This is a genomic window from Flavobacterium gelidicaeli (assembly GCF_013294005.1).
Classification (GTDB): Bacteria; Bacteroidota; Bacteroidia; order Flavobacteriales; family Flavobacteriaceae; genus Flavobacterium.
In genome coordinates, this window is sequence record NZ_JABSNK010000010.1 from 59,134 (window position 1) to 72,822 (window position 13,689).

At 35.8% G+C, this 13,689-nt stretch carries 9 protein-coding genes; 5 read left to right on the forward strand and 4 right to left on the reverse strand.

The features are described 5' to 3' along the window. The first annotated feature begins 53 nt into the window (after positions 1-53). The 5 genes from HNP99_RS13950 (at position 54) to HNP99_RS13970 (ending at position 9,742) form a co-directional block, all read left to right on the forward strand. Positions 54-4,730 (forward strand): hypothetical protein, encoded by a 4,677-nt coding sequence (locus HNP99_RS13950; protein WP_217424426.1) that lies wholly within the window; start codon positions 54-56, stop codon positions 4,728-4,730. Between the two features lie 617 nt (positions 4,731-5,347). Then, the gene (locus tag HNP99_RS13955) at positions 5,348-5,809 is read left to right on the forward strand and encodes a (2Fe-2S)-binding protein (RefSeq protein WP_173854003.1); all 462 of its coding nucleotides are present in this window, start codon (positions 5,348-5,350) and stop codon (positions 5,807-5,809) included. Further along, positions 5,809-7,992: a xanthine dehydrogenase family protein molybdopterin-binding subunit gene (locus tag HNP99_RS13960; protein ID WP_173854004.1), complete on the forward strand. Its 2,184-nt coding sequence runs from the start codon at positions 5,809-5,811 to the stop codon at positions 7,990-7,992. The genes HNP99_RS13955 and HNP99_RS13960 overlap by 1 nt, the downstream gene beginning before the upstream one ends. A gap of 357 nt (positions 7,993-8,349) precedes the next feature. Beyond that, complete coding sequence (xdhC, locus tag HNP99_RS13965) at positions 8,350-9,111, forward strand: xanthine dehydrogenase accessory protein XdhC (RefSeq protein ID WP_173854005.1); 762 nt, start codon at positions 8,350-8,352, stop codon at positions 9,109-9,111. Beyond that, complete coding sequence (locus HNP99_RS13970; protein WP_173854006.1) at positions 9,101-9,742, forward strand: nucleotidyltransferase family protein; 642 nt, start codon at positions 9,101-9,103, stop codon at positions 9,740-9,742. The genes xdhC and HNP99_RS13970 overlap by 11 nt, the downstream gene beginning before the upstream one ends. 3 nt (positions 9,743-9,745) lie before the next feature. Here the strand turns inward: HNP99_RS13970 and HNP99_RS13975 are convergent, their stop codons facing one another. The 4 genes from HNP99_RS13975 to HNP99_RS13990 all read right to left on the reverse strand — a co-directional run bounded on the left by HNP99_RS13975 (position 9,746) and on the right by HNP99_RS13990 (position 13,674). After that, positions 9,746-10,156 carry a c-type cytochrome gene (locus HNP99_RS13975; protein ID WP_173854007.1) on the reverse strand — a complete coding sequence of 137 codons (411 nt, stop codon included), beginning with the start codon at positions 10,154-10,156 and terminating at the stop codon, positions 9,746-9,748. Positions 10,157-10,369: 213 nt separating this feature from the next. Continuing rightward, a complete protein-coding gene (locus HNP99_RS13980; RefSeq protein WP_173854008.1) occupies positions 10,370-11,182 on the reverse strand; it encodes an SDR family oxidoreductase in 813 nt (270 codons plus the stop codon). Positions 11,183-11,332: 150 nt separating this feature from the next. Beyond that, positions 11,333-12,247 carry a helix-turn-helix domain-containing protein gene (locus HNP99_RS13985; protein ID WP_173854009.1) on the reverse strand — a complete coding sequence of 305 codons (915 nt, stop codon included), beginning with the start codon at positions 12,245-12,247 and terminating at the stop codon, positions 11,333-11,335. Positions 12,248-12,531: 284 nt separating this feature from the next. Continuing rightward, positions 12,532-13,674: an MBL fold metallo-hydrolase gene (locus tag HNP99_RS13990; protein ID WP_254596867.1), complete on the reverse strand. Its 1,143-nt coding sequence runs from the start codon at positions 13,672-13,674 to the stop codon at positions 12,532-12,534. Positions 13,675-13,689: the final 15 nt, after the last annotated feature.

Genomic DNA, 13,689 nt, shown 5'->3' on the forward strand with positions numbered 1-13,689 from the left:
ATTTAGAGAAGTTTAGCTGATACTATCCTTCACAAACAATAAAGGTTATGCTTATGAAAAAGTTTTCTAGAATACATTTATCAATATTATTTTTCCTTTTTAATATTGCTTTCTTTTATGGACAAGAAGATACTCCTAAAGAAGTTGGAGCGGCTTCTAGCGCTATTGAAAAGATTCAGGCTGCTGATCGATGGGTAGATAAGTTTTCAAATCAGGATTTGGTTGAGTTACCTATTGGAGTTCGCAATACAGTGAATAATGTTCAGTATTCTATAGGAATTACAAAAGCTGTTTTTTCGGCTGAGTATACTACTTTGACTGTTTTTTGTAGGGTAGATATTCCGCAAAAAGATAAAAACGGACAACCGATGCAACTGTTTTTTGGTGCAGATAATATTAAATTATCACATTCAGGAGGTATTATTGGCGAAGCTAAATTAGTATTACTAGGTAATGTTGATATCCCTTTTAGCGAGAATAAATGGCAATTATCTTTATATGGTGGTTTTGATATGGCAACTGGCAATATAAATGATTTGACTTATGTTAAAATTGACTGTGATGGTTTCAAAGAAATGAAAATTTCTGGTGCTGTTGAATTTTCTAGAGATTTAATACTACCAATTGATCCTATAAGTAAAACAGTAAATGAAGGGCAAACGACTGTAAGTAAAACATTTTATAATGGTAAAACAAAGCAAATTCCTAATAGAGTAAGAGGAGAATTTAGTTTTACTGCAAGTAGCTGGAATGATATTTTAGTGAATGTTAGTTTGCAACCTTTTGTCTTAAAGGACAAACGAAATGGTAAAGATTTTGAAGGGAATTTTCAGTTTTTAGTAAGTAACGCTGTACTTGATTTAAGTGATTTAAAGAACGATCCTTCGGTGATTTTCCCGGAATATTATGCTAAAAATGCTCTTTTAGTACCTAGTGAACAATCTTGGAAAGGAGTATTTGTACAGGCATTTGATGTAGGTTTACCCAAGGAATTTCAAACTACAGATACCGCTTCAAAAAACGAACGACTTCATGTAGGTGCCCAAAATCTTATTATTGATAAATTTGGTGTGTCAGGAACTTTTTATGCTGATAATGTTTTTCCATTAGATAGAGGTATTACTAGTAAAGAGAAAGCTTGGGCTTATTCATTAGATCATATAGATGTAACTATTGCGGCTAATACTTTTGTAAAGGCTAATCTGAGTGGACAAATACTTTTACCTATCAGTAAAGCTGCTCCAGAAAAAAAGGAAGCTCCAGCAACAGTAACTCCGGCAACAACTCCGTCAGGAACAACAGCTGTAGTCAAAACACCAGAAACCAATAGAGCGGGTTTGTATTACAATGGGTTTATCTCTATGAAAGAACAACAGTTAATTGTTGTGACCAAAGATTCAATTGCATTTGATATATGGAAAGCAAAAGCATTGTTACTCCCTAATAGTTCTATTGAATTAACGTTGACAAATGGGAAATTCTTACCTAAAGCAAATTTGAATGGTACGATTTCATTTGGAACTAATAAAGGAGCAACAGATGATAAAGCTGTAGAGGGGAAACAAACTGTTGATTTTAAGGGAATATCTTTTGAAAATTTACAATTACAAACCGTTTCTCCTATTATTTCTGTTCGAAATATGGGGTATAAAGGTACAGTTGCCTTTGGTAATTTTCCCGTTTCAATAGGTAATATTAATGTAGCAATCAATGGAGATGATTCACGTATTGATTTTGATTTAGGAATCAACTTAATGGATGCTATTGGAGCAGGAGCAACCGCTCGAATTGGGATAAAAGGGAAAATGTATGATGATGGTTTTAGGCAAAGGTGTAAGTATGACGGCTTAGATTTATCTGCTATTGCTATTAATTGTAAATTTAGTGGATTGACCATAAAAGGAAGTCTTATCTTAATGGAAAAAGACCCCATATATGGTAATGGATTTAATGCTGATCTAGAAGTTGATGTAGCTGGTGTAGTTAATGTAAAATCGAAAGCAATATTTGGTCGAACAACCTTCAGATATTGGTATTTTGATGCGGCTGTAAAGTGGCCTCCAGTGCCATCACCATTTATGATTACTGGTTTTGGTGGAGGAGCCTATTACAAAATGCATCGAAATGAAGATATAGCCATTGGAGATTTTTCTCCGTCAGGATTGAGTTATACTCCTGATGAAAAAGTTAGTCTAGGAGTAAAAGCATTAATTTACTTTAATATTGGTTCAGAAGCAGTATGTGATGGTGAGGCTGGATTTGAAATTGCTTTTAATTCTAAAGGAGGTATAAATAGGTTAGCAATTTTTGGAAAAGCAAATGTTATATCTAAGATTCCAGGAGTAAAAAATATAGGAGGCTTAATGGCAAAAGTTGCATCCAATGCTGAAGCAAAGAAAAGTTTTATGGGGGTAAAAGATACTGACCTTGAAGGATCTTTTGCTAGTAAATATATTCCTAAAGCTAAAGAATCCATTCCTGGAGACTTGTCCGCTGAAGTAGGAATTAAAATGGCAGCAGCTATTGAATTTGATTTTCAGAATAATTCGATACACGCCACTACAGATGTTTATATTAATACGCCAGGGAACTTTTTATCAGGTATAGGACCGGGTGGACGAGCAGTTTGGGGAGTTTTTCACAAAGATTCAAAGGATTGGTACATGTACATGGGAACACCAGATGATAGATGTGGAATAAAAATAGGAGTAGCTGGAGTATTTTTAAAAACTACAAGTTATTTTATGGCTGGTACATTACTTCCTGGAAGTCCACCACCACCAGCAGTAGTGGCACAAATTTTAGGTGTAGATGCTAAAGAATTAGATTACATGCGTGACGAGAACGAGTTAGCAAATGGAGGAGGTCTAGCCTTTGGAGCGAGCTTAGAATTTGATACAGGTGACTTAAGTTTCTTACTTTTTTATGCCCGTTTTCAAGCAGGTATGGGATTTGATATTATGCTAAAAGATTATCAAGAAGCAAGATGTTCAAATACAGGAGATCAAGTGGGGATAAATGGATGGTATGCTAACGGACAATCTTATGCCTACTTGCAAGGAGAATTAGGTATTAGGGTTAAATTATCTTTTTTGAAATTTAAGATTCCAATTATATCTGGTGCAGCTGCAGTATTGTTGCAAGCTAAGTTACCAAACCCAGTATGGATGCGTGGCTATGTTGGAGGGAATATGAACGTTTTAGGCGGATTAATAAAGGGTAAATTTCGTTTTAAATTTGAAATTGGAGAAGAATGTGTGTTTGAAAATGCTTCACCTCTAGGAGGACTCAAATTAATCACAGATCTAACTCCAAAACAAAATGCAACTGATACAGATGTTTTTGTAATCCCACAAGCAGCATTTTCTATGAAAGTAAATGAAGCGTTTATAATTCCTGAAGACCAAGGTGATGTTACCTACAAAGTTATTTTAGAACGTTTTAAAGTTTTAGATGGTACAGTTGAAATACCTGGTGTTTTAAAATGGAATTTAACTAAAGATAAAGCGAACTTTGTATCAACTGACATCTTACCTCCAAATAAAGAGTTTAAAGTACAAGTTGAAGTTAGTTTTCAAAAGATGACTAACGGTGTTTTTCAACCTATCAAAGTTGATGGGCAAATAGCGAAAGAGTTTGAAGAAAGGTCTTTTACTACAGGTGGTGCCCCTAGTTATATTCCGCTTAGTAATATTCAATATTCGTATCCTGTTGTGGAGCAGAAATACTTTTTAGAGGAAGAATATCCAAAAGGATATATTCAGTTAACGCGTGGTCAAGATTATTTATTTGATGATAATAATTGGGAAACGAAGATCAAGTTAAATGAAGAAGGTTCTAATAATTCAAAAGAGACTGCTTTTAACTACGATAAAAGTTCAAACGAGGTTTATTACGAATTACCAAATATTAGTCAAGAAAAAAAGTATGGTTTTACTATTTTTAGTAGTTTAAAACAAATAGCAGAAGATAAAAATAATACAACAGCTGCAAAAGTGAACACAATTAATAATGATGAAAATGATATTCAAATTAAAGAAAATCAAGCAGACGATCTTTCAAAAGACAATGGAACTATTGAACGATTATCGTATTCATTTAGTACAAGTAAATACAAAACATTTGCATCAAAAATGAATTCGATAAACACTCAAAGTTATAATTTTGGAGTGCTGTATTCAGATGTAATTTACCTAACTAATACAATTTCTAGTCAAGAAGCTTTTGATGTGGTTGAACTTCAAGGAGTGAATTATAGTGATAATAAACCTATTGTTACAGCTAAGTCAAAATTAAATGATGATTATTATTTAAAAGATATTTATCCTTATTTATATAAAAACTACCCTATAAATAATGTTTATTCTATCAAATCGAGAGATACAGATGAGTTAGGAGTGATCCCATCAAAGGCAATACCTCTAAATGCATATTACATGACAAGTATTGAAAATGATATAAACCAATCTTGGACTAAAAGTAATTTTCCTTTTAAGTATAATATGCCTTTGGTTTACAAATCGGATTGGGTTGATTTAAATAATCAAATAGTTAATGACTATATTAATGGTATTACACAGAGTTATGAACTAGCTCAGTTTTTTATAAAAAACAACTATCTATTTATGAGATATGGAGATTATGAAATAACAATGCAGTATCAATTACCAGGAGATAAAAAGACAACTGATTATACTTATAAGTTTAGGAATAATAATAAGTTTAGATAAATTGTTATATTATAAAAATAGCTTTAATCATTTTAAAAAGACAGTTTACTAAATTTGTTTCGTCTTAAATTATTGAATAAAAAAATTATTAAACACTTGCAAAATATTTTTGCAAGTGTTTTTTATTGGTCATAGATTTGGATTTAAAACTTTGCAAATTATTGTACAAGTTTAGTAATTTGATAAATCTAGAACTGTATTAAATGGATGCAGTTTTAAGGTAGGGTTTAGATAAAATGAATAAATTAATAAGTCTATTTTTAATGCCATTGTTCCAGATTAAATCAATCGCAGGTTCTAGTACTTCGACTTCATTGTATCTTCTCTTTTTAGTCGTAAAATTAAATCACAAATGAATTATTTTTATTACCAATAACGAGTCTCAATTTAGTTTTTGGTACATGGAACGAAGCCGAGCTGTAATAGGAGGGGCTTAGCTTAGATCGAACTAATCATTGGATTTTTTATAAATTGTATTGACTTAAATTATGGATGCAATTTTTTAGATGAAAAACAGCTTTGAAAGTGACTTTATGATAAATTAATCTTAAAATAAGGTAAAATACCTTCATAAAAGGATTAAATTGTACCTTTCTTAAAATTTAAAAGAATTTGGTATGATCACATTAGTAGTTAATAAAAAGAAACACAGTCTAGACGCATCGCCAGAGATGCCCTTATTATGGGCATTACGCGATACATTGGGACTTACAGGAACTAAATATGGCTGTGGAGTAGGAGCTTGCGGTGCATGTAAAATCTTAGTTAATGACGAAGTTACCTACTCTTGTTTGACACCAGTTTCGGCTGCCGTTGGCAAAGAAATAACCACGGTAGAAGGAGCTACGCCTAACTTACAATTACTCCAAAAAGCATGGATCGAATTTAATGTCCCGCAGTGCGGATTTTGTCAGCCGGGTCAATTAATCGCTGCCACTTCCTTATTAAATTCCAATAGCAACCCTACTGATGAAGAAATCGATGACGCCATGAGTGGAAATATTTGCCGTTGCGGAACCTACCAACGCATCAAAAAAGCCATTCATCATACGGTTGAACTTAAAAAACAACAGAAATAATGAGGGATATTCAAAACATAAGCAGGAGATCATTTATCAAGAATATAGGATTAACTTCGGGTGCATTGATCATTGGCTCTCATTTGTCTTTGTTTGCCAGTGAAACAGAATCCGTTTTGGCAGGTGCTTTTCAACCCAATTTATTTGTTGAACTACTACCCAACGGTGACTTAATTTTAGTTGCTTCTCGTTCTGAAATGGGAAATGGCGTTCGTACTTCCCTAACCTCTGTCATTGCTGACGAAATGGAAGCAGATTGGAATAGAGTGAGTGTTGAGCAAGCCATTGGACACAAAAAATACGGTGATCAAAATACTGATGGATCTCGTTCTGTGCGTTATTTATACGAAGCCATGCGAAAAATGGGAGCGACGACTCGAATGATTTTGATCTCGGCAGCCGCTCAAAAATGGAAGGTTCCAGAATCAGAATGTCATGCAGAAAACCATTTTATAGTCCATAAAAACGGTAAAAAAATTGGCTTTGGAGTTTTGGTCGAAATAGCCAAAACCATTGAAGCACCAAAAGATATTATTCTAAAAGATCCAAAAGACTTTAAATACATCGGTAAAAACTTAAAAAGTATCGATGTCGAAAAATATGCCAACGGAAGCGCTGTCTTTGGACTCGATTTCCGTTTGCCAAATATGAAATTTGCTGCCATTGCGAGATGTCCAGTAACTTTTGGAACGGTAAAGTCCTTTGATAAAACCGAAGCCATGAAAATTCCGGGTGTCGAAGCTGTTTTTGAAATTGAACGCATTAAGACTCCTTTTGGCGCACTTGGCGGTGTTGCAGTTGTAGCAACCAACACTTGGGCTGCGTTTAAAGGAAAAGAAGCTTTGATTATCGAATGGGATAATGGTAAAAATGGCAGTTATGATTCGGTTAAATACATGGAAATGTTAACCGAAAACGTCCACAAACCTGGTGTGGTGAGTAAAACCAGAGGTAATATCGAAGCCGCTTTTACCGCTTCCGCGAAAGTGATCGAGAGTACCTACCAATTGCCGCATTTGTCACACGCACCCATGGAAGTGCCCAACACTGTGGCTTGGGTCAAGGAAAACAGCTGTGAAGTTTGGTGCCCAACGCAAAACCCACAAGCAGCACACGAAGAAGTAAAAAACTATTTGGGATTTGATGATGAAAAAGTAATCATCAACGTTACCTTACTAGGTGGTGGTTTTGGCCGAAAATCAAAACCTGATTATGTGGTTGAAGCAGCTATAATATCCAAATCCATAAAAGCCCCCGTTCAAGTAGTTTGGACTAGAGAAGATGAAACGCAACACGGTTATTATCACACCGTAAGTGCACAATATATGAAAGCGTCGCTGGACGAAAAAGGAAATGTAACCGGTTGGTTGCATCGTTTTGCTTTTCCACCTATCAAATCAACTTTTGATCCTACGGCAGATTATCCAAATGGTTGGGAAATCGAATCGGCTTCTGAAGTTCCTTTCGGTATTAAAAACTTTCAAATCGAAGTAGGTCAAGCGCCTGCCATGGTACGAATTGGATGGTTGCGCTCAGTAATTAACATTCCGCACGGATTTTCGATCAATGTTTTCACAGATGAGTTGGCCCATGCCGCAAACCAAGATCCTTTGGCTTTTAATCTAAAATTATTAGGCGAAGACAACACTCCAGAAAACGATAAAAGCAATAAATTCAGTGCTACTCGATTGAAGAATGTGTTGAAAAAAGCAGCAGAAAATGCGGGTTGGGGCAAGCCGCTTCCAGAAGGGCACGCTCAAGGATTGGCCGTTCATTATAGTTTCATGTCTTATGTAGCCTCAGTTGTTGAAGTTTCTATGGTAGAGGGTATTGTAAAAATTCACAAAGTGAATACCGTCATTGATTGCGGAATAGTAGTCAACAAAAACACGGTTATCGCACAAATGGAAGGTGCTGCTATTTTTGGAATGTCACTCGCTTTTTACGGAAAAATAACCGCCAAAGACGGTGCGATTGAGCAAAGTAATTTTGGTGATTATCGAATGGTTCGAATGAATGAAGCTCCTAAAATCGAGGTCGAAATTGTAGAAAGTACTGCACCACCAACAGGAGTGGGTGAGCCGGGTGTTCCTGTGATTGCTCCTGCAATTGTAAATGCTATTTTTAAATTGACTGGTAAACGTTATCGCAATTTACCCTTGGCTGATTATGAATTGGTTTAGATCGTCAAACCTTTATACTATTAACTAGTAAAAATGGTAGTAAAATCAAACTATTGACAATTTTGCAGCAAGTAAGTTGTATACTATTTTTCAATTGCCTCCAGCTTTAGCTGGAGCAAAAATGAAGAACACAAAAAAGGCTTTAGCCCAAAGCATTGTTTTATTTGGCTAAAGCCAATTTTAAATAATACCAATTTCACCCCAGCTAAAGCTGGAGGCAATTAATTTTAAAGAAACATCAGTACTGAACAGTTACTCAGTAGGACTTTGAAATCATAAACCATTAAGAAATAAAGATTCATTAAACCTGATTTTCTTAATTGTTAAAATAATCATTTTATACCAAACAAGATTTAAATGAACAATTGGCTTGCCTTATTACAAGATTTCAAAACCAAAAATACTCCGGTAGCTTTGGTAACTGTCACTCATATTTTGGGTTCAGCACCTTGTAGATTAGGTGCAAAGATGATTGTCGTAAATCATAAAGAATTTTACGGCACTATAGGCGGCGGAAAACTAGAATTTCAAGTTATAGCTGAAGCTGTAACAGCGATAAAAGAGAATAAAACAAAATATTTTAGTTATACTTTAGGCCCCGAATTTGAACAATGTTGTGGTGGAAAAGTAGCCTTATTAATTGAACCTATGAATCAATCTCCTCAGTTGCATTTATTTGGCGCAGGCCACATTGGCGTTGCTCTTTGCGACATTATGAAAGACACCCCTTTTGGGATTCATCTGTATGATACTAGAGAAAACTGGCAAGAAATCATTGCCATTGATTCTTCAATAGCATACCACAATGAACCGTTTGATTTATACAAACAAACCGTGGGCTGGGGCGATAACTGCTATGCGGTAATTATGACCCACGACCACAAATTGGATTTTGAAATAACCGCTTTGGCTTTGGCTTCCCAAACTAAATACATTGGTTTGATTGGCAGCAAGACCAAGAAAAATAGATTCAATGCTATGTTGATAAAAGAATTGGGAATGGCAGAAGGTATTGCGCCAGTACATTGTCCAATTGGACTAGACTTGGGGGGAAATACCCCCAAAGAAATTGCCATTAGCATTGCTTCTGAATTATTGAAGGTTTATTATGGAAAATGAAACTGCTTATATACTGTTGGCAGGAGGGAAGTCAGAAAGAATGGGTTTTCCCAAAGGTTTATTGGTGTATAATAAAACGATTTGGATTTTAGAACAGCTCAATCGAATTGCTAATTCATCTATTACAACAGTATATATTGGTCTAGGTTATTATCACGAAGATTATTTTAGCGTAGTTCCCTGGTTCAAAGAGGCACAACACCGTTTTGTAAAATACAATAATTTAAAAGTCAAAGTTATTGTAAACATTACTCCAGAAAAAGGCTCTTTTTCGACTTTACAAGCCGTTTTGGCACAAATTCCCGAAAATCAAACTGTTTTAATTCAGCCGATTGATGTTCCTATTTTGAACATCGCAGAGCTAGAACAAATAATTAGTACTACCAATACGATTGTCCAACCGCAATTCGAAGGAAAAAATGGGCATCCCATTCAGTTATCAGCTCTGTTTTGGAACCCGTTGTTGCAATTAAATACAACAGACGAACATTCTCGATTGGATTTTCAAATAAAAAAAAAGAATCCTGAACAGTGTACCGTAGTTGCTGTTCAGGATTCTTCTATAATTCGTAATCTCAATACGCCTGCAGATTGGGAAAATTATACTCAAAATGTAGAAGCTTCTATATAATAACTATCTTAATTTTTTTACCATTTCTGGCGTTACCACTGATTTGTTATTACCCCAGCTCGCGTATACATACGTAAGCACATCTGCGACTTGCTGGTCTGACAATTCTTGCTTTGGCATTGGCGTAGTGTATTTTTTACCGTTGACAGTTATGGGACCATTCGAACCATTCAAAATTTGTTTGATCGCTCTGTTGACATCGGCGTTTAAGTAATCTGACTTTGCCAAAGGTGGAAAAGCACCTGTGATTCCGGTACCATTCATTTGATGGCACGACATACAGACTTTGTTGTAAATCGATTTTCCGTTGTTTGCTTGTTCTGGACTTACTTTAATATCTTGGTAAGTAGGAACCGAACTGAAACTAAACAACATAAAAGCGGCAACGGCCATTCCTGCGATATATTTTTTCATATTCTAATGCGTTTTTAATTTAATTTTTCATTTATAGTAAAAACTACTCAAAAACCAAGCCATCGGTAGGGTATGTCATAGGATTGATAATTTTCAGTTAGTAACGGGTAAACAAAACAACTTATATCAACCAAGCCGATTAAAAGCAAAGAACTGGATTTTTATAAAAACACCACCGAAGAAGAATGTTGTTCTTGGTGGCATTTCCCTTTTTTATTTTTTATAAAAAACATTTTCAATTCCTTGTCTGAAAGCTTCGTCACCTACTTCGTTTCGCTGCGCGTACATTGCTTTTGCATCAGCGCCAGCAACATAGCGTAAGGTTGATTTTCCGTCAGTTGCGGCTTCATAAACGACAGCTGCAATTTGTTCCGGTGTTGAATAATCTTTGGCTCTTTCTGGATCCATAAAAACGGATAGGACTTTGTGCATCTGTTCTTGGTAAGCAGGATGTTGTGTCATCACTAAGGAACGACCCGCAAAATCAGTAGCAATTCCGCCTGGTGAAACTGTTTTTACTGTGATTCCAAATTCTTTTAATTCGAATGCCAAACTTTCACTCCAACCTTCCAACGCCCATTTTGTAGCGTGATAAACCGAATTAAAAGGCAACGTAATCAAACCGCCAATAGAAGTTGTTGTTATAAATGTACCCGCTTTGTTTTCTCTAAAATGTGGTAAAAACTGTTGTGTTACTCTCATTACACCCAAAAGATTGGTGTTCAATTGATTTGTTAATTGGTCATCTGTTGCTCCTTCAAATGGGCCAGCCAGTCCGTAGCCTGCATTGTTAAAAACCACATTTATTTTGCCAAATGATAAGGCCTTTTTTACCGTTTCCTCGATTTGCTCCACATTGGTAACATCCAATGGCAAAAGCGTTATGTTTGCTACTTCAGCGAGTGCTGTTTCGTTTTCTGGTTTTCTCATGGTAGCGATAACATTCCAGTTATTTTTTGCAAAAAGTAAAGCTGCAGCTTTTCCTAAACCAGAAGAAGCTCCGGTTATAAAAATTGTCTTTTTCATACTAATATTATTTTATGTTTTAATTGCTAAGGATTTGTGGTTCTTATTTGGCAATAACCAGCTATACTGATGCCTATTTTTAAAAGGCAAAAGCATAAATTAATTACAGTAAAAACCGGATTATTTGGGTGTAGCCAAACAGAACGTTGCTTAATTCAAGCTTTGCCTATACTCGTTCGGGCTCATAGCCGTTTTCTTTTTGAACATTTTACTAAAGTATTGCGGGTATTCAAATCCCAATGCATGGGCGATTTCGCTAGCGCTTTCTTTGGAATTGAGCAACTGGTTTTTGGCTTTTTCGATTATAAATTGATGAATATGATCTTGCGTGCTTTGGCCGGTTTCTTTTCGCAACAAATCACTTAAATATTTGGGCGACATATTCATCGCTTCGCCGCAATATTGGACTGTTGGGATTCCCAATTCAATTTGTTTATTGGTTTTATAATATTCCTTTATTACTTGCTCAAATTGACTCACAAAATCCTGATTCAGATTGGTACGGGTAAAAAACTGACGGTCGTAGAATCGCAAACAGTAATTGAGTAACAGCTCTATATTCGAAATGATTAAAGTCTGACTGTGCGCATCGATGTTGCTGTTGTATTCGCGTTCAATTTTCAAGGCAATTTCAGTTACCGTTTGTCGCTCTTCGTCTGAAAGATGCAGCGCTTCATTCGATGAATACTCAAAAAAAGAATACTTTTCGATTTGCTTTCCCAATTCTGATTTTCGAATTAAATCCGGGTGAAAAACAATACTCCAGCCGGTGTCTTCGCGATTTACATTTTGTTTTTCTACTTCCAAAACTTGATTTGGCCCCATAAAAACCATTGAACCTTCTTGGTAATCATAAGAGTTTCTGCCATAATTGGTGATGGTAAAAGGGCAATTATCTTTTAGACTAATTTGGTACAAACCTACCGAATATTTGAATTTTTCAATTTCTAAATCTTTCAACTCTTTGGCCAAGCGAACCACCGAAACGAGTGGATGCTTTGGCTTTTCTAAACCAAAAAAGTCATGCAGTTCAGAGATGGTGTTTATCGTGATGATTTCCTTCATAGATTTCGAATAAAATTAAATGACTGTTTCTTTGTAGCAACATTGAGCAAAAATGGAACGCGGATTAAACGGATTTTCAAACGCTGATAAAAACGGATTTTTTAACAAATGCAATATAATTTTGTCAAATCGAGCGCAGTTGAGATGCAATGCGTGGTTCTCGACTTCGCTCGAACTGACAATAGGACTGTTTAAAAGCATAATACTATTAATTAGAAATCTGTCTTTATCTGTGTCTTCGCGATAGTGAATCAGCGTCATCTGCGTACCTAATTCATTGTGTATTATAAATTTTGCCACCAATTGCTGTAGGTACTGTTTCCTTGTACTAAAATTTCTTGTCCAATTTTTGGCGTGATTACTTCTAGATTTAGCTCTTTGGCTTTGGCTTGTACTCGGTTGATTGGGTCTTTCCAATCGTGCATTGCCAGTTTGAAACCTGCCCAATGTATCGGCATGATTTTTTTAGCTTGAACATCAACACCTGCTTGAGCGGTTTCTTCGGGCATCATGTGTATGTCGGACCATTTGTCGTTGTACTGCCCACATTCCATTAAAGCCAAATCGAAAGGGCCGTATTTATCGCCAATTTCTTTGAAATGCGATGCGTAGCCGCTGTCACCACTAAAAAATAATTTCTCCTCTTTGGACTGAATCACCCACGAACACCACAGCGTACTCTGCCCATTGTTTAACTTTCGACCTGAAAAATGTTGGGCTGGTGTACAACTCAAAGTTAAGCTATCAAATTGAATATCATGCCACCAATCGAGTTCGGATATTTTGGAAGTTTCAATTCCCCAGGCTTTTAGGTGCTCGCCAACGCCAAGCGGTGTGTAAAAGTGTTTCGTTTTATCTTTTATCTTCATAACCGTTTCATAATCGAGATGATCGTAATGGTCGTGTGAGAAGATCACGGCGTCAATATGCGGTAATTTTTCGATAGCGATAGGCAATTCGGCATTAAAACGGTCGGCACCTAGCATTGGGTGCGGTGCTGCGACTTTACCAAACATCGGGTCTAGCAAAATCGTTTTGCCATCCATTTGTAATAAGAAAGCCGAATGTCCAAACCACACCAATCGTGCTTTTCCTTTGTAATCGGCTACATCAATCGAATCGATTTTTTGGACTTTTAAATCTTCTTTTGGTCGGCCATTTTTTACTTTGTTAGTAAAAAAATAATAAGCCACATCTAACTTTTCCGAAAAGCTAAGTTCTTTGGGAACGGCCTTGGTATTATTGAATTTTCCATTTTTGTATTGTGCCGATTTTTGGTACGCAAGTTGTTTTTCTTTCGAAACATCTCCTCCAAAATTGGGATAGAAATTCGTGAAAGCCAAATAAACAACTACCAAAAGGCTAATTATTAGGAGCGTTAGTATCATGATTCTTTTTATAATTCGTTTCAATTTTCTGTTCTTCATTTATTTAGGACAAAA